The organism is Streptomyces sp. NPDC001156, from assembly GCF_053598275.1.
In genome coordinates, this window is record NZ_JBSFJX010000004.1 from 49,019 (window position 1) to 70,281 (window position 21,263).

General features: G+C 67.8%; 14 protein-coding genes. 3 read left to right on the forward strand and 11 right to left on the reverse strand.

Annotation, left to right across the window (positions count from 1 at the left end; all coding sequences use genetic code 11):
• Positions 1–21: 21 nt before the first annotated feature.
• The 6 genes from trxB to ACWDA7_RS03495 form a co-directional block, all read right to left on the reverse strand.
• Complete coding sequence (trxB, locus tag ACWDA7_RS03470) at positions 22–993, reverse strand: thioredoxin-disulfide reductase (protein WP_450602542.1); 972 nt, start codon at positions 991–993, stop codon at positions 22–24.
• Positions 994–1,204: 211 nt separating this feature from the next.
• Complete coding sequence (locus tag ACWDA7_RS03475) at positions 1,205–1,687, reverse strand: hypothetical protein (protein WP_450602543.1); 483 nt, start codon at positions 1,685–1,687, stop codon at positions 1,205–1,207.
• Between the two features lie 446 nt (positions 1,688–2,133).
• Positions 2,134–2,847 (reverse strand): RNA polymerase sigma factor SigM, encoded by a 714-nt coding sequence (sigM, locus tag ACWDA7_RS03480; protein ID WP_450602544.1) that lies wholly within the window; start codon positions 2,845–2,847, stop codon positions 2,134–2,136.
• Positions 2,848–3,130: 283 nt separating this feature from the next.
• Complete coding sequence (locus tag ACWDA7_RS03485; RefSeq protein WP_450602546.1) at positions 3,131–4,855, reverse strand: protein kinase family protein; 1,725 nt, start codon at positions 4,853–4,855, stop codon at positions 3,131–3,133.
• A gap of 118 nt (positions 4,856–4,973) precedes the next feature.
• Entirely contained in the window at positions 4,974–7,289 is a 2,316-nt protein-coding gene (gene murJ / locus ACWDA7_RS03490) for a murein biosynthesis integral membrane protein MurJ (protein WP_450602547.1), read from the reverse strand.
• Between the two features lie 46 nt (positions 7,290–7,335).
• Positions 7,336–9,774, reverse strand: a complete 2,439-nt coding sequence (locus ACWDA7_RS03495; protein ID WP_450602548.1) for a DUF6049 family protein — start codon at positions 9,772–9,774, stop codon at positions 7,336–7,338.
• Positions 9,775–9,995: 221 nt separating this feature from the next.
• On the opposite strand from ACWDA7_RS03495, the gene ACWDA7_RS03500 reads away from it, so the two are divergent.
• Complete coding sequence (locus ACWDA7_RS03500; protein ID WP_450602549.1) at positions 9,996–11,438, forward strand: CCA tRNA nucleotidyltransferase; 1,443 nt, start codon at positions 9,996–9,998, stop codon at positions 11,436–11,438.
• A 105-nt stretch (positions 11,439–11,543) separates the two neighbouring features.
• Here ACWDA7_RS03500 and ACWDA7_RS03505 read toward each other — a convergent pair whose 3' ends face one another.
• The 4 genes from ACWDA7_RS03505 to ACWDA7_RS03520 form a co-directional block, all read right to left on the reverse strand.
• Positions 11,544–12,071, reverse strand: coding sequence for an LppU/SCO3897 family protein (locus ACWDA7_RS03505; RefSeq protein ID WP_450602550.1), 528 nt, complete (start codon positions 12,069–12,071; stop codon positions 11,544–11,546).
• Between the two features lie 116 nt (positions 12,072–12,187).
• Positions 12,188–13,450: an MFS transporter gene (locus ACWDA7_RS03510; RefSeq protein WP_450602551.1), complete on the reverse strand. Its 1,263-nt coding sequence runs from the start codon at positions 13,448–13,450 to the stop codon at positions 12,188–12,190.
• Positions 13,451–13,547: 97 nt separating this feature from the next.
• Positions 13,548–14,630 carry an inositol-3-phosphate synthase gene (locus tag ACWDA7_RS03515; RefSeq protein WP_359390550.1) on the reverse strand — a complete coding sequence of 361 codons (1,083 nt, stop codon included), beginning with the start codon at positions 14,628–14,630 and terminating at the stop codon, positions 13,548–13,550.
• 44 nt (positions 14,631–14,674) lie between these two features.
• Entirely contained in the window at positions 14,675–15,355 is a 681-nt protein-coding gene (locus ACWDA7_RS03520; protein WP_360990962.1) for a PadR family transcriptional regulator, read from the reverse strand.
• A 374-nt stretch (positions 15,356–15,729) separates the two neighbouring features.
• Between ACWDA7_RS03520 and ACWDA7_RS03525 the strand changes: the two genes are divergently transcribed.
• On the forward strand, positions 15,730–18,387 hold the full coding sequence (locus ACWDA7_RS03525) for a transglycosylase domain-containing protein (protein ID WP_450602552.1): 2,658 nt from the start codon (positions 15,730–15,732) through the stop codon (positions 18,385–18,387).
• A 128-nt stretch (positions 18,388–18,515) separates the two neighbouring features.
• The gene (locus ACWDA7_RS03530) at positions 18,516–20,024 is read left to right on the forward strand and encodes a glycosyltransferase family 87 protein (RefSeq protein ID WP_450602553.1); all 1,509 of its coding nucleotides are present in this window, start codon (positions 18,516–18,518) and stop codon (positions 20,022–20,024) included.
• Positions 20,025–20,117: 93 nt separating this feature from the next.
• Here the strand turns inward: ACWDA7_RS03530 and ACWDA7_RS03535 are convergent, their stop codons facing one another.
• Positions 20,118–21,149, reverse strand: coding sequence for an alanine racemase (locus ACWDA7_RS03535; protein ID WP_359390562.1), 1,032 nt, complete (start codon positions 21,147–21,149; stop codon positions 20,118–20,120).
• Positions 21,150–21,263 lie beyond the last annotated feature (114 nt).

Consider the following 21,263-nt stretch of genomic DNA (forward strand, 5'->3'; position numbering starts at 1 on the left):
ATGCGGTGGGGCGGAAGGGGGTCAGACGGTGGTCTTCTCAGGCTCGGCCTGCTGCTCGCTGTCCGCCAGAGCGGAGAGGAAGCGCTCGGCGTCGAGGGCGGCGGAGCAACCGGTACCGGCCGCCGTGATCGCCTGGCGGTAGGTGTGGTCGACTACGTCGCCGGCGCCGAAGACACCGGTCAGGTTGGTCCGGGTAGAGGGGGCGTCCACCTTGAGGTAGCCCTCCTCGTCAAGGTTGAGCTGGCCCTTGAAGAGTTCAGTGCGAGGGTCGTGCCCGATCGCGATGAACAGACCGGTCACCGGCAGCTCGCTGAGTTCTCCGGTCTTCAGGTTGCGCAGCGTCAGGCTTTCCAGCTTCGGGTCGCCCTTGATCTCGGCGACCTCGCTGTCCCAGACAAACTTGATCTTCGGGTCAGCGAAGGCACGGTCCTGCATCGCCTTGGACGCCCGCAGGGTGTCCCGACGGTGGACGATCGTCACGGACTTGGCGAATCGGGAGAGGAAGGTGGCCTCCTCCATGGCGGTGTCGCCGCCGCCGATCACGGCGATGTCCTGGTCCTTGAAGAAGAAGCCGTCACAGGTGGCGCACCAGGAGACGCCGCGCCCGGAGAGGGCGTCCTCGTTCGGCAGACCCAGCTTGCGGTGCTGAGAGCCGGTGGCGACGATGACGGACTTTGCCTTGTGCACCGTACCGGCGGTGTCCGTGACGGTCTTGATCTCACCGCTGAGGTCGACGGAGACAACGTCGTCCGGGACGAGTTCGGCACCGAAGCGCTCGGCCTGCGCGCGCATGTTGTCCATGAGCTCAGGGCCCATGATGCCGTCCTGGAAGCCGGGGAAGTTCTCCACGTCGGTGGTGTTCATCAGCGCACCGCCGGCAGTGACAGCGCCCTCGAACACCAGGGGCTTCAGCGACGCACGGGCGGTGTAGAGCGCCGCCGTATAGCCGGCGGGCCCAGAGCCGATGATGATCACGTTACGGACGTCGCTCACGGCTTGGTTCCTCGTCTCTCGAGACTGCTGCTACTCGTGGAGGCTCTCTCAGTACTCTCACCCCACCCAACGGATCCTAAGGGGCCCGCATTCCCGGTGTGCCCGGGCACACGAGGAGAGGGCTCCGCACACAGATGCCAAGCGGTACCTGGGCTCCGGCCAGGCGGCCGGAACGCCTCAGGAGCGGGCGGGCGAGCGAGACGGCAAGAGCTCAGGAGCGGGCGTAGGAGTGGGACAGCAGCACCTTGCCGGGCGACACAGGCACCTGCTTCACGCACGCGGCGTCGACGATGTACGCAGTGACCTTGTCGCTGTCGGTGGCGTTGGGAGTGACCACGAGATAGACCGCGATGCCCTGGAAGACACCCGTGTCGGCGGCGAGCACGGCCAGATTCGTCGGTACGGCCCGCTCGATGCACTCCGGGACGCTGACGGTGGTGTCCTGGAGCGTCGTGTTCGGCTGCATGCCGGACGACTCCGTCATGCCGCCGTCGGACTCGAGGCCGAACGGCTTGGAGCTGCCGGACCGGCCGTCTCTCGTCTTCTTCCTCCCGGCGAGCATGTTCGCCACCTGGCTCTGCAGGGTGCCCTCGGCGTAGGTATGTGCCGCGTCGGTGTGCGCCTGAGGGGTCGCCTGCGGAACCTTTCCGGAGTCGTCGAACAGCGTCTGCACCAGTAGGGTCCCCAGTCCCACAGCGGCCGCTGTGAAGACGGCTGCCAGAGCCACAGTCCTGGGGCGGCCGCGACGAGAGCGCTTGATGCGACCGGGCCCGGTGGTGGCACGACCGTGACCCGGCGGACGGGCGGTCCGGGAAGAGGCCGATGTTTCACGTGAAACATCAGCGTCGGCAGTATCTGGAGAGGGACCCTCCGTGGTGTCGGGCGCCGTCGCGTCGAGCAGAGCCTCCGCGGCGAGTGCCGCGTCAATGCGCCCAGCCACGTCGTCCGGCATCCGCTCGGGTCCGGGCAACGTGCCCAGGAGACCGCGGATCTCCTCGAGGGAGGCGTACACGTCGCGGCAGAGGGCGCAGTCGTTGAGGTGCCGCCGTACGTCCGCGCTCCTGGAAGGCGGGAGAACACCTTCACTGAGGTCGGAAAGCTCTTCGACTTCCGGGTGTCCGGCTGTGCCGGTCGTGGATGTCACGCTCGCCCACCTCCGCCCTTCACAGCAGCTGAATCGCTTGGCCCTGCATCCTGTGGTTCTGCTGCGGGTGGGACGGACGTCCCCTCCGCGCGGTTCCGTCCACCGGCCGACTTCTTGCCGGCCCCGCCGCCACTCTCCGCCCGGAGATGGGTGAGCAGCGGCAGCAGTCTGGCTCTGCCGCGGGCGCAGCGGCTCTTCACCGTCCCGGTCGGCACATCGAGGATGCGGGCGGCCTCCGCGACCGGATACCCCTGCATGTCCACCAGGACAAGCGCAGCCCGCTGATCTGCCGGCAGGGTCCCCAGGGCTTCCAGCAGCTCGCGGTGCAGATCATTGCGCTCGGCCGGAGCGGACGCCGATTCATGCGGTTCCAGGAGCTGCTCCAGCCGCTCTGTGTCATCGACCGGCGAGGTCTTCCTGGAGGCCGCCTTGCGGGCGCGATCGAGGCAGGCGTTCACCGTGATCCGGTGCAGCCACGTGGTGACGGCCGACTGGCCGCGAAAAGTGTGGGCGGCCCGGTAGGCGGAGACGAGGGCGTCCTGAACGGCGTCGGCGGCTTCCTCGCGGTCCCCGAGCGTCCTCAGAGCGACGGCCCAGAGTCGGTCGCGGTGCCGGCGCACGAGCTCGCCGAAGGCGTCGGGATCGCCGTCGACATGACGGGCGAGGAGATCGGAATCTGAGAGATCGGCTTGGCCCCGCCCGCTATCCACGCATTTCCCCCGACTCCCTAGGGGAGGCAACCGTGACGCTGTTACCCGACTCGGAAACTGACCAACAGGATGCCACAGAGTCAGGACGGTCAACGCGGTGGTGCCGGATCTTCCCGACTATGCCCCCGACGCCTCCATGAATTGGCTGAGGGCCTACCGAAACCTCGGCGAGCCCTCCAAGCCGTGCGGTACCGGTCGCGCCCCTGGGTGTCCTGCGAGACCACCCAGGAGCCGAGTCTCGGGCAACAGAGGCGTTGATCGCTCCCTGCCTTCGACGTGGGCGTCAGCCCGTGAACTTCACTTCGGTGATGGCCTGCTTGTAGCCCGGGTCGCTGTAGGCGCTCGCATCCCTTCCCGAGTACGGCACAGCGGTGATCCAGACGAGGACGTACCGCGTCTTCGCCGATGCGGCGACCTTCACCGTGGCGGTGGTGCCGCTCGTCGTGACGGAACCGATCTTCCGCATCGAGTCCATCGAGGCCGGTGTCAGCGAGTCGGCTGTGTACAGGTCGACCGTCGTGTGATCGCCTGCGTAGCGGAGCCCGATGGTCGCCTTGGCGGGTTCCTGAGCCGAGCCGAGGTCGTAGACGATGCCCACGCCCGGCTTGTACGGAGCGAGCGCGGGACCTTCTATGAAGGTGTTGCTCTTCCAGTACGTCGAGCTGTCGCCGTCGTACGTCTTGCCGACGTCCTGGGGGTGCTGGGCGTCGCCCTTGGCCACGAACTCCTGAGCGCCTTGGATCTTGAGAGTCCTGACCGGCTTGGCCGGGCTGCCGCCGTTCTTGTCGTTCCCGTCCGTCGTCTGCGTCTGGTGCGTGTCGTTGGACTTCTCGCCGTGGTCCATGAGCGCTTCCGCCAGCTGCCAGCTCCCCAGCCCCAAGGCGGCGATCAGCAAGGCGGACACGACCCACTTGAGCGCCTTGCCGGTGGGGCTCTGCAGCGGGGGCGGCGGGGCCGGAACGGGTGCGGTGGCGCCCGGATGCGTCGAGGGGCGGCCGTAGGTGCCCTGCTGGTACGTCGTGCGCTGGTACTCGGGCGGCGCGGTGAACGCCGGCTCCGGTGGCCGGATGCGGGGCATCTCGCCGATCGCCTTCACCAGCTCCTCCGGCGTGGTGCACGGAGACTCGTGCCGGGAGGCGGTGGCACCGTCATTGACCAGCGCACGCATGGAGAGCTCGGACAGACCGCGGTGTACGCCTGCGCGCACCTGGTCGGGCGCGATCAGGCCAACGCCCTTGGGCAGCCCGGACAGTCCGTAGGCGTCGTCCTCGTAGGGCCAGCGCTGGGTGAGGGCGGCGTACAGGAGCGCGCCGATGGCCTCGGTGTCGGTGCGCTGCGGGGTGTCGGAGCCGATGCCGCGCAGCGCCGCGTTCACCGCGAGACCGCGGATGCGCCACTGGCCGGAGGAGGTCCGCAGGATGGTGCCCGGGTTCAGGCGCAGATGAGCCAGGCCCTCACGGTGGGCGGCGGCCATCGCCTGGGTGACCTGCGTGACCATCTGGTAGGCGTCGTGCGCTTCCAGTGGCCCGGAGGCGAGCAGGGTGGTCAGCTCGGCGGCGTCGGGCAGCCACTCGTGCACGACATAGACGACGTCGTTCTCCTCGACGGCGTCCAGGACCTGCACAAAGCGGGGGTCGCCGAGCAGTGCTGAGGAGCGTGCCGCGGCCAGCACGGAACGCGCCCGTACGTGGTCCGCCGGCAGGATGTGAACGCCGACAGCACGCCGGAGTTTCTCGTCCACCGCACGCCAACTACTGAATCCGTCCAGACGGGTGACGCACTCTTCGAGGCGGTAGCGTCTGGCGAGTTTGTGGCCGCTGTGCAACTCGGGAGACGAAGCCTTTCCGGGACCCTCGGTCCCGCCACTCCCCTGTGCCTCGTCGCCGTCCGTATCCCGCTCCCGGTCCTGGGCCACCCCGTCGGACGTGGTCTGGTCCGCCTTGGCGGTCAGCGGCTCGTCACCGCTGTTGTCTGCCACGTCGACGGCAGCCGTGCTCCGTTCCGCCACCGTCGTTCCTGCCTCCCCATCCGTTGCGCGCTGACCGACGCAGAAACCAATTGTGCCCACACTCCGTCGCTATGCACGACACACAGCAGCGGGCGATGGTTGTGCGCCTACCCCCGCCTCAGCGCCCGAGACGCCCGCGGATCATGCCGACCATTGAGTTGAGTTCCTCGATGCGCATCTTCCGTGCGGCGACGTAGAAGACACCGAGAAGCAGTGCGCCACCGCACACCAGGGCGGCGAGCGAGCCGCCCACGCCCTGGCCCAGCGTGTGGCCGATTTCGTAGCAGGCCGCACCGCTCAGCAGAGCGGCCGGCACCGAGGCGATCCCCAGCCGTGCGTACGTACGCACCACCCGCGAGCCGTCCAGGTCGCCGTCCAGTCGGTTGCGCAGCCGGGCCCAGGCGACGCCGACACCGATCGCGTACGCCAGGCCGTAGGAGGCCGCCATCCCGACCACGGCCCAGCGGGCCGGGAGCACGAAGTAGCAGACCGCCGAGGCGCCTGCGTTCACGACGGCCACGATGACCGTGTTGTAGAAGGGGGTCCGGGTGTCCTCGTACGCGTAGAAGGCGCGGAGCACGACGTACTGCACGGAGTACGGGATCAGGCCGAGTCCGAAGGCCATCAGCATGAAGCCCATGTTGGTCGCGTCGTTGATACCGGAGGAACCGAAGATCAAGGTGCACATGGGGATGCCGAGCGCGAGGAACCCGAAGGCGATGGGCACGATCGCGACGGCGGTGGTGCGCAGTCCCTGGGAGATGTCGTCCCGGACGGCCCCGTCGTCGCCCTCGGCGGCCGAGCGCGAGATCCGCGGCAGCAGAGCGGCCATCAGGGACACGGTGATGATCGCCTGAGGGAGGCCCCAGATCAGCTGGGCGTTGGCGTAGGCGGCGAAGCCGGTGCCCTTGACGGGGGAAGCCTTGCCCGAAGCCGTGGACAGCTGGGTGACGACCATGGCGCCCGCCTGGTTGGCGAGGACGAACAGGACCGTCCACTTGGCGAGCATCGCGGCCTTGCCTAGGCCGTGGCCCCTCCAGTCGAAGCGCAGCCGGAGCCGGAAGCCGGTCTCGCGGAGGTACGGGATCATCGCCAGGGCCTGGACGACCAGTCCCAGCAGGACACCGATGCCCAGGAGCCGCTCGCCCTCCGGCGGGATGGTGTGGACGGTCATCCCGGAGTCCGCGGCAGTGCCGTAGACCCAGATGAACGCGCCGAGCGTCACGATGATGACGATGTTGTTGAGGACCGGGGTCCACATCATCGCGCCGAACTTCCCGCGCGCGTTGAGAATCTGCCCCATCACCACATGGATGCCCATGAAGAAGATCGACGGCAGGAAGTAGCGGGTGAAGGTGACGGCGACGTCGTTGGCGGCCGGGTCGTTGGCCACGGGGACGGACAGGAACCGGACCAGGAGGGGTGCGCCGAGCATCGCCAGTGCGGTCAGCACGCCCAGTGCCACCATGACGAGCGTCAGCAGGCGGTTGGCGTACGCCTCGCCTCCGTCCTCGTCCTCCTTCATCGCACGGACGAGCTGGGGCACGAAGACGGAGTTGAGACCGCCGCCGACGGTGAGGATGTAGATCATCGTCGGGAGCTGGTAGGAGACCTGGAACGAGTCGCCCAGGAGCCCGAGGCCCAGCGCCGACACGATCAGCGCGGAGCGGATGAAGCCGGTGAGGCGGGAGACCATGGTGCCCGCGGCCATGACGGCGCTGGACTTCAGCAGGCCTGAGGCCCGTCCGCCCTTCGGCGCGGCCACGGGTGCCGGTGCCGGGGCAGGTGCCGCCACCGGCGCGGCGGCCGAGGGAGGCACGGGAGCGTATGCCCGGGCGTCCTGGGCCGGCGGAGCGTACGAGGGCCCCGGGTACTGTCCCGCCGGGCTGTGGTGGGCGGACTGCGCCGGAGCCGGGCCGGGCACGGACGGCTGCTCCATGTAGGGATGGGCGGGATGGCCGCCACCCTGCTGCTGGTCACGGAAGAGATGAGCGAAGGCGTCCGGCTCGTGATGTTCCTCGCCGGCTCGGGTGACCAGGTCGTCGACTCCCACGAACTGCGTCGTGCGGGGGTCGTCGCCGTACGGAAGGTACTGCGAGGGCCCCTCGGGTTCCGGTGTGGGCGGCTGGGCCCACACGCGCGAGTCGGGGGCGTACTGCGGTGGCGACGGCTGTGCGTACAGGGGCTGCTGCGGTTGGTAGCTGCCGGGGGGCGGCGGGGGGTGCGCGGCGCGGTCGTAGAGCGCTTCGGTCACCGGGTCCTGGGCGGCGAGGTCCTGTGCGCGGTAGGGGTCCTGGTCGTAGGCGTCCTGGAGGTACATGTCCGCCGGCGGCTGCGAGGGCATCTGGCCGGGCTCGTGCGGCGGCGGACCCTCGGGGTGGCCCTGGCTGCCCGCGGCACTCTGGCCGCGGTCACCGTCGTACGGCGCGTTCATGGTTACCCCACCTCATTGTCACCAGGCCCACCGGCCACGACATCGCTCAACGGTCCACTCTCTCACCCGCGCCGGACGGGTCGGCGCTTTCCGGTGCGGTGTCCGGTGTCGGGTCACTCGGCTGCTCCGGGGCGTCTGCCCCGGTCTCAGCGTCCGACTCCTGTTCGGGCGCCATGGCGGAACTGTCGGTGTCCCCAGTGTCTACGGGGCCGTCCGCACCCCTGTTCAGACCCCCCTGTTCCGAGTCGGCGTCCGGCCCCTGCGGGCCGCCCTCGGGCTCCTCCTCGGCCTGGCGCGCGGCGATCCGCTTGCGCTGGGTGTACATGCGGAATCCGGCGAGCACCAGCAGGAGGACACCGCCGGCGATGACCAGCATCACCGTGGGCGTGATCTCCGTGACGTTCACATCGAAGGTGATGGGGGGCCCGTACGCCTGCCCGTCCTGTGTGAAGAGCTGGGCGACCACGGCGGCCCGGCCGTTGGCGTTGGCCGTGGTGGTGAACTTCACGGACTGGCTGTGGCCGCCCGAGACGGTGATGCGCTGCTCGGAGTATGGGCCGTTGCCGACCTTCAGGCGGGTCGGCTGCTGCGAGGTGAGCCGCAGCACCAGGTGGTCGACCCCCTGCATCAGGTTGTTCTGCACGGTCACGGGGATCGTGGCGCTGCGGCCCGAGAGCTTGGTCTCAGACTTGTCGATCAGCCGGACCTGGTTGGTGAGCAGCTCGAGGTAGGACCCCACGTCCAGGCGGAACACGGACGCTTGGGTGGAGTGCCCGCGCCATGAGGTGGACGTGGCGCGATCTATGGCGCGGCCGAAGGGAGTGACGACCCGCGAGGGGTCGCTGAGGATCACCTTGAAGTTGTCGAGTTTGTCCTGGGTGTCCTCGATCTGCTGGAAGGTCGACTGCGGAAGCTCGGCCTTGCGTAGTGAGGAGGGGTAGCGGTACGCGGACGGCACCTTTGTCGTGGCGCTCGGATCCGGCCTGACCTTGGCCGCTTCGGACAGCCCGGCGGACTGCGACCAGCGGCTGCTCTGGAGGGCCGTGAGCGCCTGTGCCATCGACTGCGCCTGGCTGCCGGACGGCATCCGCTGCGGCGCCACGACGATGCTGCGTTCCTTGTCCGGCTCCTGCAGGTTGATCATCAGGTTCTGGGCCAGGAACTTTTGTACGGCGAGCGTGGAGCCACCGGCAGAGGTCATGTCGCCCTCGAACGCCGTGGAGAGGCCGGCGTCCGCGACCACGGCCGTCGTCCCGCCGCCGATGGGGCGAGCTGCGGTGGGCGTGTAGGACAGCTGGTTGTCCTGGAGGCTGTCGCTGCGGGCGATCACCTTGTCGGCGCCCGCAGAGGTGGCGACCTTGACGATGGACGGGTCGATCGCGCCGTCCACGGGCCAGGCGAAGTCCGTCTCGGGTTTCACGTGGAGGATGGTCCCCACAGTGCTCCCCGCGACGTCCGTGGCGTCCTTGAGATGACTCAGGGAGCCGGTGACGTTCTTGCCGTCGTGCGCGAACGAGGCGAGGTCGGGGTCGGCGAAGGGGAGAGCGACGACCTCTTTGTTCTGGACCGCCTTCTCCAGGTCGGCGAGCCACTGTTTGGCGACCCCCTGGTTCTTGCCCGGCGTGACGCTGCCGTTTTCGCCCTTGACGCTGTAGGTGCCGGTCATCGCGTCGACGGAGGCAAGAAGATCGGGGTCGATCACCCAGGTGACGTCGAGGCCACTGCCCTGCGACAGGAGCTGGGAGAGACGGCCGCCCGGAGAGAGCTCCTGGGCCAGGTCGTCGTTCTGGAACACGGGTGTCTGCTGCTGGTTGGGCAGCGTCTCGGCGGTCATGTGGACCGGGGAGATCAGCGGCCACAAGTACGTCGTCTTCGTCCTCACGGCGGCGCCGTCGGGCTGCCAGGGCAGGAAGGTCCGCTGGATGCCGAGTACCTGCTCGTACGGCTCCGCGGAGGTCTGGCCGGAAAGCGAGACGCCGAGCTGGTAGACCCCGTCGGAGCCGAGATCCAGATCTTTGACCGGCACGGAGATGTTGAAGGCCTGTGCGATGCCCGGGGGGAGCTTGTCGAACTTCTCGGTGTACTTGTCGCCGATCTCGGCACCGTCGGCGCTCTGCTGGAAGCCGGTGCGGCCGGCGGCGTCGTCGATGGCCGAGCGGCTGGTCAGACGCGTCGGGCTGACCCGTAGTCCCACATGGGCCCCTGTGACGGCCTGCTTGCTGTTGTTGGTGACCGTGCCCGAGACGGTCAGCGTGTCGCCGTCGCTCGGCGCGCTCGGGGTGAGCGAGTCGAGGGAGACACTGACCATACGGGAACCGCCGGCATCCGTCGGGGAGCCCTTCTCCGCGGCGTGCGCCATCGGGCCGGCGGGCAGCTGCAACAGGCCGGCCAGCAGAGGCGCGCCCGCGATCAGCGCTCCGGTACGCCGGAGCCACCGACGGGCAGGTGAGGGACTCATCCCCTGAAAGTCTGCCGCCTCGGCCACGCGCTCGCCCGTCCCTCGTCGTCGTCAGTGGTCGTCGAATGTGCGTCCCCGCATGGTAACGAGATGCGAGGAACGGAAGTGCCGCGGTCCATGCTCGAAGATCGAGACCTGACGTTGATATGTCCCAAACGTTCCCCTATTCAGGGAAGTGTGATGCCGGGCACTTGTGCACGTTTAATGGAGGCGTCCGTCCGGGCCAAGGCCACGTACCCTTTTCTGCTGTGCCGAATGCCAATGAAGACAATCCCAGTGCCCTGAGTCAGGTGCAGCGCCGCGCGGTCAGTGAACTGCTGCGGGTGTCCCCTGTCGCCGACGACCTCGCCCGCCGATTCCACGCGGCCGGGTTCTCACTCGCCCTGGTCGGCGGCTCGGTGCGGGATGCCCTCCTCGGCCGGCTCGGCAATGATCTGGACTTCACGACCGACGCCCGCCCCGAGGACGTTCTGAAGATCGTCCGGCCGTGGGCGGATGCCACCTGGGACGTCGGCATCGCCTTCGGAACGGTCGGCGCGCAGAAGGACGGCTACCAGATCGAGGTGACGACCTACCGGTCGGAGTCCTACGACCGGACTTCACGCAAACCGGAGGTGTCCTACGGCGAGTCCATCGAGGAGGACCTCGTCCGTCGCGACTTCACGGTCAACGCGATGGCCGTCGCTCTGCCGGAGAAGGAGTTCGTCGACCCCCATGGCGGGCTCGAAGACCTCGCCGCCCGTGTGCTGCGCACCCCCGGCACCCCTGAGGACTCGTTCTCGGACGATCCGCTGCGAATGATGCGGGCCGCGCGCTTCGCGGCTCAGCTCGACTTCGAGGTCGCTCCCGAGGTCGTGGCGGCCATGAAGGAGATGGCCGGACGGATCGAGATCGTGTCCGCCGAACGCGTCCGCGACGAGCTGAACAAGCTGATCCTGTCCTCGCACCCCCGCAAGGGACTGAGGCTGGTGGTCGAGACCGGGCTGGCCGACCATGTCCTCCCGGAGCTTCCCGCGCTGCGACTGGAACGTGACGAGCACCATCGGCACAAGGACGTCTACGACCACACGTTGATCGTGCTGGAACAGGCGATGGCACTCGAGAAGGACGGTCCGGACCTCACCCTGCGGCTCGCGGCTCTGCTGCACGACATCGGGAAGCCGAAGACCAGGCGGTTCGAGCAGGACGGCCGGGTCTCCTTCCACCACCACGAGATGGTGGGCGCCAAGATGACCAAGAAGCGGATGACGGAGCTGAAGTACTCCAACGACCTGGTGAAGGACGTCTCACGCCTGGTCGAGCTTCATCTGCGCTTCCATGGCTATGGCACCGGTGAGTGGACGGACTCCGCGGTACGCCGTTATGTGCGCGACGCGGGCCCTCTCCTCGACCGCCTCCACAAGCTCACCAGGTCGGATTGCACGACCCGCAACAAGCGCAAGGCGGCCGCGCTGTCCAGTGCGTACGACGGCCTGGAGCGGCGCATCGCCGAGCTCCAGGAGCAGGAGGAGCTGGACTCGATCCGCCCCGACCTCGACGGCAACGAGATCATGGAGATCCTGGGTGTCGGTCCCGGCCCGGTCGTCGGCCGGGCGTACAAGCACATGCTGGAGCTCCGTCTGGAGCACGGCCCCATGGAGCGCGACGCTGCGGTCTCCGCACTCAAGGAGTGGTGGGCCGAGCAGGGCTGAGACATGGGAGCGGGGTCATGTTTCACGTGAAACATGACCCCGTGGACATGCGAAGGGGCGATGTTTCACGTGAAACATCGCCCCTTCACCGTCTAGGTCGACGTATTACTTGGTTTCCTGCAGGCACAGCACGACGTCGTGGCCGCCGCCGGACTGAATGTAGGAGATCGACGCGTCCTTGACGTTCTGGCACTTGTTCTCGTCGCTGCTGCCGTCAAACTTCTGGACGACCTTGTACTGGGCATCGCTGGAGGAGCAGTCGACTTCCTTGAGGTCGGCGTTGTTGTCCGTACCGTCGTTGTGCATGCATGAGCCGACCGACGTCGTCTCCGCGTCGGTCTCGCTGAACCAGAAGCCGATGCCGAACTTGACGGCGGCGCCGATGACGATGACAGCTATGATCCCGACGATCCGGAGCGCCTTCTTGCCCCCACGCTTGCTGGGGCCGGCCTGCGGCGGTATCGGGGCCGGAGCTCCCTGGTTCGGGAACGGGGCGTACGGGGCACCCTGCGGGGGGACTCCGGGGTAGCCGGCCTGCTGCGGCGGAAAACTCGGCTGGCCAGGCTGCTGCCCCATGGGCGCCGTGGGCTGCTGAGCGTACGGATTCGGGCCCTGGGGCGGCGGAGTAGTCACTTTGGGGGTCCCCCTCGAACGTGAATGCGCATGGCGCGAAGTAAGACGCCCGTAAGTTACCGGTCCGCAGTGTCAACTCTGAAGTTGGATGGGGCTCCGTAGCCTTCATGTGACACTCACTGGCGTTCAAAGCGGTACATAGCCACAGCAACGGCTGCGTAGACCACGGCAACCGTGACCACCAAGGCGACTGAGCGACCGTCAGGAGGCAGCATCAGGGCGGCTACCGCTGCCGCACCGACGAAGGCGACGTTGAAGAGCACGTCGTAGACGGAGAAGACCCGACCGCGGAAGCCGTCGTCGACCGTGTGCTGGACGATCGTGTCCGTGGAGATCTTCGCGCCCTGCGTGATCAGCCCCAGGACGAAGGCGGCTACCAGCACGGGGCCGGTGGCGAACGGAAGGCCGAGCGCGGGCTCCAGCACCGCGGCGGCCGCGGCACACACGGCGATCCAGCCGCCGGGGCCCAGCCGTCCCGCCGCCCACGGGGTCACCACGGCGGCAGCGAAGAACCCGGCGCCGGAGATCCCCAATGCCAGCCCCAGCAGGGTCAGTCCGTGGTCGGCGTCCGAGGACAGGGCGTACCGGCACAGCATCAGCACCAGGACGAGAAGCGCGCCGTAGCAGAACCGCATCAGCGACATCGCGACTAGCGCCCGGGCAGCCTCCCGGCGCTGTGGTGCCGCGAGGTGCCGCACACCGGCCACCAGGTCGCGTGTGGCGTCGGCGAGAGCCGTACCGAGCCTCGGCGGCACCGACTCCCGGTCGGGGCCCAGCCGTTCCGGCGCCAGGCTCAGCGAGGCCACGGCCGACCCCAGATACAGGGCTGCGCCCAGAAGCACCACCGCCGCGTCGGAGTCCGCGGCCACCAGACGGACGAGGAAGGCGAGTCCGCCGCCCGCCGTCGCGGCGAGCGTGCCGGCCGTCGGGGAGAGCGAGTTGGCCATCACCAGTCGCTCGTCGTCGACCACGCGGGGCAGTGCCGCGGACAGTCCCGCGAGGATGAAACGGTTGACCGCGGTGACGCAGAGCGCGGAGACGTAGAACAGCCAGTCGGGGACACCGTCCAGCATCAGAACGGCCGTCACACAGGCCATCAGGGTCCGCAGGAGATTGCCGTAGAGGAACACCTGGCGGCGCCGCCAGCGATCCAGCAGCACGCCTGCGAAGGGGCCGACGAGGGAGTACGGCAGGAGCAGCACGGCCATGGCGGCGGCGATCGCTCCGGCGGAGGTCTGCTTCTCAGGGGAGAAGACCACATAGGTGGCGAGTGCGACCTGGTAGACGCCATCGGCGCCTTGAGACAGCAGACGCACGGCGAGAAGGCGTCTGAAGTCCCTGAAGCGCAGGAGGACGCGCAGGTCGCGCACGACGGACATGGTGCACAGCCTCACACACGCGTCGGTCCCCGGGCACATGGCCCGGGGACCCGAAGAGGACCGGTGGTGCGGTCCGGACGCGGGGGTGGCGCCGTCGTCAGCGCTCGACCTCGCCCCTGATGAACTTCTCGACGTTCTCCCGGGCCTGGTCGTCGAAGTACTGGACCGGCGGGGACTTCATGAAGTACGAGGACGCGGAGAGGATCGGGCCGCCGATACCGCGGTCCTTGGCGATCTTCGCGGCGCGCAGGGCGTCGATGATGACACCCGCGGAGTTCGGGGAGTCCCAGACCTCGAGCTTGTACTCCAGGTTCAGCGGAACGTCGCCGAAGGCGCGGCCCTCGAGACGGACGTACGCCCACTTGCGGTCGTCGAGCCAGGCCACGTAGTCGGACGGGCCGATGTGGACGTTCTTCTCGCCGAGATCCCGGTCGGGGATCTGAGAGGTGACGGCCTGCGTCTTGGAGATCTTCTTGGACTCCAGGCGCTCGCGCTCGAGCATGTTCTTGAAGTCCATGTTGCCGCCGACGTTCAGCTGCATCGTGCGGTCGAGGATGACACCCCGGTCCTCGAACAGCTTCGCCATGACGCGGTGCGTGATGGTGGCGCCGACCTGGGACTTGATGTCGTCACCGACGATCGGGACACCCGCCTCGGTGAACTTGTCGGCCCACTCCTTGGTGCCGGCGATGAAGACCGGAAGGGCGTTGACGAAGGCGACCTTGGCGTCGATGGCGCACTGGGCGTAGAACTTCGCGGCGGCCTCGGAGCCGACCGGCAGGTAGCAGACGAGGACGTCGACCTGCTTGTCCTTGAGGACCTGAACGATGTCGACCGGGGCCTCGGCGGACTCCTCGATGGTGGCGCGGTAGTACTTGCCGAGACCGTCGAGGGTGTGGCCGCGCTGGACCGTCACACCGGTGGACGGCACGTCGCAGATCTTGATGGTGTTGTTCTCCGAGGCGCCGATGGCGTCCGCCAGGTCGAGACCGACCTTCTTGGCGTCCACGTCGAAAGCGGCGACGAACTCGACGTCACGGACGTGGTAGTCGCCGAACTGGACGTGCATCAGACCCGGGACCTTGGACGCCGGGTCGGCGTCCTTGTAGTACTCGACTCCCTGCACCAGCGACGCGGCGCAGTTGCCCACGCCGACGATGGCTACGCGAACCGAACCCATTCCGGTTGCTCCCTGTGTGTACTGGGTGAAGCCCCGAATGGACCTCACGTGGTGGTGTCGTCGGACGGATCCGGCCGGGTGCTGTCCCCGTGCCGGGGCAGGCCGCCCGTCTCTCCCGATGTGCTGTTCGGAGCAGAGCCGTCGGCAGCGGAACCCCTGAGGTCCCGGCCGGCCCGCTCGCTCTCGATGAGCTCGTTCAGCCAGCGCACTTCGCGCTCCACGGACTCCATTCCGTGGCGCTGGAGCTCAAGGGTGTAGTCGTCGAGGCGCTCCCGGGTGCGTGCCAGCGAGGCGCGCATCTTCTCCAGGCGCTCCTCCAGTCGGCTGCGGCGGCCCTCGAGGACGCGCATGCGCACGTCACGGGAGGTCTGTCCGAAGAAGGCGAAACGAGCGGCGAAGTGCTCGTCTTCGTATGCGTCGGGACCCGTCTGCGAGAGCAGTTCCTCGAAGTGCTCCTTACCTTGCGCCGTCAACCGGTAGACGATCTTGGCGCGGCGCCCCGCGAGCGGAGCGCCGAGGGCGTCGTCGGGGCCGCCGCCCGACTCCTCGATCAACCAGCCGTTGGCGACCAGCGTCTTGAGGCACGGGTAGAGCGTCCCGTAGCTGAACGCGCGGAATACGCCCAGTGACGTATTGAGTCGCTTGCGCAGCTCGTAGCCGTGCATTGGGGACTCGCGGAGCAGACCGAGAACGGCGAACTCGAGGATTCCGGAACGCCGGCTCATCCGCGTCTCCTCTCGGTCACTGTCTCGTCCACACGGCCTCTATGTCGAGCTGATGTATCGGCTCGATACATCAAGACGATAGAACGCGCCTCGCGATGCGACAAGAGGGGGCACGGTGAACGGGGTCACATCACTAATTCGCAGGAGGTAAGTTGCCTGTTTTGGGATGAACTTCGGAGCTAGGGGGGTTTTGGCGGTGCGTAGTCTGTGCGGCATGCACATCACCGGGAACCGAGTGACGCCGGGGGACGTCCTCGTCCTTGGTGCAGTACGGGTGAATGACAAAACGACCGCATCCGTACTTCGGGGGGACCGGAAACCAGCCGCCGTTTCCAGGCGCGTCAGGATGCGCCTGCCCGAGGAGTAATCGTTCGATGAGCGAGCACCGTCGCAAACCGCAGCAGCCGCAGGGAGGCGGACGTGCCGCGGCCCGACGCGGCCAGCCGGCGCCCTCCAGCCGCCGCGCGGCACCGCGAGGCGCCACCGGGTCCCCCTCCGACTCCTATGGAGCGGGGGGTGAAGAACGCCCGTACGGTGGCCGTGCCGAGGCCCGGCGGGCGGCACAGAGAAGTGGTGGGGGTGGTCGGCGCAGAGCGCCCGACGGTCCCGGACGTGGCCCCGGCGGCCCGAACGGGCCCGGCCGCGGCAGAGGGCGGGCTTCCGTCCCCGCCAAGAAGCGCATCATCGACTACCCGCGGGCGGGCAAGTACGGAGCCGCGCGCTGGGTGCCGTCGTGGAAGCTGGTGACCGGGATGTTCATCGGCTTCATAGGGGGCCTGGTGGCGGTCGCCGGCATCGGGTACGCGATGGTGAGCGTCCCGAACGTCGCGCAGACCGCGACCGCGCAGAACAACGTCTACTACTGGTCCGACGGCTCCCAGATGGTGGCTACGGGCGGTGAGACGAACCGCCAGATCGTCAACCTCTCGCAGATCCCCCAGGCGATGCGGTACGCGGTCATCTCCCAGGAGAACAAGACCTTCTACACCGACAGCGGCATCGACCCGAAGGGCATCGCGCGCGCGGTCTTCAACATGGCCACGGGCGGTCAGACCCAGGGCGGCTCCACCATCACCCAGCAGTACGTGAAGAACGCGAGGCTGGACGACCAGTCGCAGACGATCACCCGGAAGTTCAAGGAGATCTTCATCTCCATCAAGGTGGGCGCCACCGTCAAGAAGGACGACATCCTGGCCGGCTACCTGAACTCCGCGTACTACGGCCGGAACGCCTACGGCATCGAGGCGGCCGCGCACGCGTACTTCAACAAGCGGGCCATTCAGCTGAACCCGGGCGAGTGCGCCTTCCTCGCGGCGATGCTGAAGGGCGCCACGTACTACGACCCGGCGGGTAACCCATCCATCGACCCGTCCGCGAATGCTGAGGCCAACCAGCGGCGGGCCACGCTGCAAATGCAGGACACCCTCGACAAGATGGTTCAGTACGGCCATCTGAGTGCCACGGACCGGGCCAAGTACAAGACCTTGCCCCATGTCGACAACCCGCGGTCAAACACCCGTCTGAGCGGTCAGACGGGATACCTCGTTGACCTGGCCAACAGCTACCTGGTCACCCACAGCGACCAGACCCACATCACCCAGCAGAAGCTGCAGCAGGGCGGACTCCAGATCTACACGACCTTCGACAAGACGAAGGTCAAGGAGCTCCACGACGCGGTCAAGAACGTCCAGGACAAGAACATCAAACCGAAGGAGCGCCCGAAGACGGACACCTTTGTCCAGTTCGGCGGCGCTTCCGTGGATCCCGCCTCCGGCGCCATCAAGGCGATCTACGGCGGTGAGGACGCGACCAAGCACTTCACCAACAATGCCGACTCGACCGGCGCCCAGGTGGGTTCGACGTTCAAGCCCTTCGTGCTGGCGGCCGCGATGGAGTGGGGGGTGCGCAACAAGAATCTCGGAGAGGAGCAGGCGCAGGACGAGCGCACAGTCGCCTCTCCGAAGAGCCTGTACAGCGGCAAGAACAAGCTCAAGATCAAGAAATACGACGGGACGGTCTGGACTGACAGGGACAACAAGGAGTGGCTGCAGGCCAACGACGGCAACCTGTCGGTCGGAAATCCGCCGGACTACAAGATCGACCTGCGTGAGGCGATGCAGTACTCGGTCAACTCCGTCTACGTCCAGCTCGGCATGGACGTCGGCCTGGACAAGGTCGAGCAGTCGGCCCTGGACGCCGGCATCCTGAAGTCCAGCCTGGCCAGTTCCAACTTCCCCTCGTTCTCCATCGGTACCTCTGACCCGAGCGCGATCCGTATGGCAGGTGCGTACGCGACCTTCGCGGCCAGCGGTCAGCAGAACGACCCCTACTCGGTCGACAAGGTCAGCAGCAAGGACGGAACGGTCTTCCAGCACGTCAAGAAGACCAAGGACGCCTTCACTTCGAAGGTCGCCGACAACGTGACCGACGTTTTGAAGACCGTGGTCGACAAGGGCACTGGTACGGCGGCGCGGCTTGCCGGCCGCGACGTGGCCGGCAAGACCGGTACGACAGACGACAACAAGTCCGCCTGGTTCGTGGGGTACACCCCGCAGCTGTCGACCGCGATCGGCATGTACCGCATGGACGACAACGCGGCGAACAAGAACCGAACCTTCCTGAAGATGTATGGAACGGGCGGTCAGAAGGAAATCCACGGTGCCTCGTTCCCGGCCCAGATCTGGCACGACTACATGGAGCAGGCGCTCCAGGGGCAGGACCCGGTGAAGTTCCCGACCCCCGAGCCCATCGGTGAGGTCATCAACGACACCCCGAGCCCGAGCGTGACCCCGTCGCCCACGCAGAGCGTCACGGACAGCCCGACGCCGACCCCGACGCCGAGTGAGTCGCTGATCTCGCCCTCGCCGACGCCGAGCGACACCTGCCGCAAATTCGACTGGACGTGTGGCAGCAACGGCGGCACCGCCGGCGGCAGCACGGGTGGAGTGACCTCCTCGCCGACCGAGAGCTCCAGCAGCGGAAACTCCCGGGGCAACGGCAACGGCGGTCTCTTCGCAGGACCGAACGGCTAGTCGTCACCGCATGTGTTTCACGTGAAACGCTCCGTTTCACGTGAAACATCGGCCGGAGAGGGCCGTCACACCGAGCAGGTGTGGCGGCCCTCGTCGTTTTCCCAGCCGGATGCGGCAGGATGAGCCCCATGCCCAGTGCAGAGACGACGCGAGCCAGCGTCCACGAGCCGGAGGTCGTGCGGCCGACCCGGGAGGACGCGGTCGCCGCGGCCGGCAGCGAGCTGATCGGCGGTCCTATCGGACGGCGCGCACTGCTCGGGACGTCCTGGTGGACTCCCGTGCGGGTCGTGGCGCTCGTCATGATCGGCATGTTCGCCCTCGGTATGGTCCAGAAGCTGCCCTGCTACGACAGCGGCTGGTTCTTCGGCGCCAGTTCGCAGTACACCCACGCCTGCTACTCGGACATCCCGCACCTCTACCAGGGGCGTGGTTTCGCCGATGGGCTCGTGCCCTACTTCGACAAGCTTCCCGGCGACATGAGCTACCTCGAGTACCCGGTGCTCACCGGTGTGTTCATGGAGGTCGCTTCATGGCTGACCCCGGGCAGCGGCGCCCTGCAGGCCCGGGAGCAGACCTACTGGATGGTCAATGCGGGGATGCTCATGGTGTGCGCCGTGGTCATCGCCGTGTGCACTGCGCGTATTCACCGGCGCCGTCCCTGGGACGGCCTCATGGTGGCCCTCGCGCCCGCCTTCGCGTTGACGGCCACCATCAACTGGGATCTGCTCGCCGTGGCCCTGCTGGCCGCCGCGATGCTGATGTGGTCGCGGGGCCGGGCGCTGGCTTTCGGAGTTCTGGTCGGTCTCGCCACGGCAGCCAAGTTCTATCCGTTCCTGGTGCTCGGGCCGCTCCTTCTGCTGTGCTGGCGAGCGGGCAAGTGGCGTGAGTACGCGACCGCCGCGCTGGGGGCCGTGGGGGCATGGCTCGTGGTCAACCTGCCGGTGATGTTCCTGGCTCCCGAGGGCTGGTTGAAGTTCTACAGCTTCAGCCGTGAGCGCGGCGTCGACTTCGGTTCCGTCTTCCTGTTCATCTCGCGCTGGCTGAACATCGAGATCACCAAGGACACGGCCAACACCAGCGCGATGATCACGATGCTGTTGGCCTGTGCGGGTATCACCGCGATGACGCTCACGGCCCCGCGTCGCCCGCGTTTCGCGCAGCTTGCCTTCCTTATCGTCGCGGCGTTCATCCTCACCAACAAGGTCTACTCGCCCCAGTACGTACTGTGGCTGGTCCCCCTCGCCGTACTGGCCCGCCCGCGCTGGCGCGACTTCCTGATCTGGCAGGCCTGCGAGGTGGCGTACTTTCTCGGGATCTGGACATACCTCGCATACACCACCAGTGGAGATGCCCATAAGGGTCTACCGACGGACGGGTACCAAGTGGCCATCGCCGTCCATCTGCTGGGGACGCTCTACCTGTGCGCCGTCGTCGTCCGCGACATCTTCATGCCGGAACGGGACGTTGTGCGCAAGGCTGGCGACGACGACCCGTCGGGCGGTGTCCTGGACGGAGCGCCGGATGCATTCGTACTGGGAGCCGCCGCTCATCCGCCGCGGCACGCGGCGCACTTCGACGGGCCGCACGTGGAGTGGGGCAGCCAGTCTGTCGAGCCCACGGGCAAGAGTTCGCCCTGAGCGAACGGGACGCAGAGGTGCTACGACAGGGGCCGCACACGGAATCCGTGTGCGGCCCCTGTCGTAGCTGCTGGGCGCTTCAGGCTGTGCCGCTCAGCGGTCGACGAGCCGGTCGAACTGCGTGGTGGTGTGCCGCAGATGCGCCACCAGCTCGTCACCGACCTTGGGCTCCGTCGCATCCGCGGGAACGAACAGGATCGAGACCTGCATGTGCGGGGGCTCGGCGAACCAGCGCTGCTTGCCCGCCCAGACGAAGGGCGAGAGGTTCCGGTTCACCGTCGCGAGGCCGGCGCGGGCGACGCCCTTGGCGCGCGGCATGACGCCGTGCAGGGCCTTGGGGGCCTCCAGACCCACACCGTGCGACGTTCCCCCCGCTACGACGACCAGGTAGCCGTCCGAGGCCGCTTTCTGCTGCCGGTACCCGAAGCGCTCGCCCTTGGAGACGCGTGTGACGTCCAGGACCGCCCCGCGGTACTCGGTGGCCTCGTGGTCCCCCAGCCACAGCCGGGTGCCGATACGGGCCCGGAAGCGCGTCTGCGGGAACTGCTGCTGCAGACGGACCAGCTCCTCGGCCTTGAGGTGGCTGACGAACATCGTGTGCAGCGGCAGCCGGGCCGCGCGCAGCCGGTCCATCCAGCCGATGACCTCCTCGACGGCGTCGGAGCCGTCGGTGCGGTCGAGCGGGAGGTGGATGGCGAAGCCCTCGAGGCGGACGTTCTCGATGGCGGAGTGCAGCTGCGGCAGATCCTGCTCGCTGACTCCGTGCCGCTTCATCGAGGACATCACCTCGATCACCACACGGGCGCCCACGAGCCCGTACACGCCGTCGACGGACGACACCGAGCGGATGACCCGGTCGGGCAGCGGTACGGGCTCCTCGCCCCGCCGGAAGGGCGTCAGCACCAGCAGGTCACCGCCGAACCAGTCCTTGATCCGGGCCGCCTCGTACGTCGTGCCCACGGCGAGCACGTCGGAGCCCAGCCGCGTGGCCTCCTCCGCCAGCCGCTCGTGGCCGAAGCCGTAGCCGTTGCCCTTGCAGACGGGGACGAGCCCCGGGAACTGCTCCTGCACGTGCTTGTGGTGTGCCCGCCAGCGCGCGGTGTCGACGTAGAGCGTGAGCGCCATGGCCGGTCCCGGAACCTTTCTCGTGGCTGGGGTGTGTCAGAGGTCTGAAAGGGAATTGTGACGGATCCGCCGGACCGACGGGGATCGTGCCGGGCCGCACGGGCGTCCCGGCAC

Bases quoted from the DNA above. Each gene is read 5' to 3' on its own strand.
- murJ (WP_450602547.1), bottom strand. From the start codon at position 7,289: ATGAACGCGCCGTACGACGGTGACCGCGGCCAGAGTGCCGCGGGCAGC.
- ACWDA7_RS03510 (WP_450602551.1), bottom strand. From the start codon at position 13,450: ATGTCCGTCGTGCGCGACCTGCGCGTCCTCCTGCGCTTCAGGGACTTC.
- ACWDA7_RS03515 (WP_359390550.1), bottom strand. From the start codon at position 14,630: ATGGGTTCGGTTCGCGTAGCCATCGTCGGCGTGGGCAACTGCGCCGCG.
- ACWDA7_RS03520 (WP_360990962.1), bottom strand. From the start codon at position 15,355: ATGAGCCGGCGTTCCGGAATCCTCGAGTTCGCCGTTCTCGGTCTGCTC.
- ACWDA7_RS03525 (WP_450602552.1), top strand. From the start codon at position 15,730: ATGAGCGAGCACCGTCGCAAACCGCAGCAGCCGCAGGGAGGCGGACGT.
- ACWDA7_RS03530 (WP_450602553.1), top strand. From the start codon at position 18,516: ATGCCCAGTGCAGAGACGACGCGAGCCAGCGTCCACGAGCCGGAGGTC.
- ACWDA7_RS03535 (WP_359390562.1), bottom strand. From the start codon at position 21,149: ATGGCGCTCACGCTCTACGTCGACACCGCGCGCTGGCGGGCACACCAC.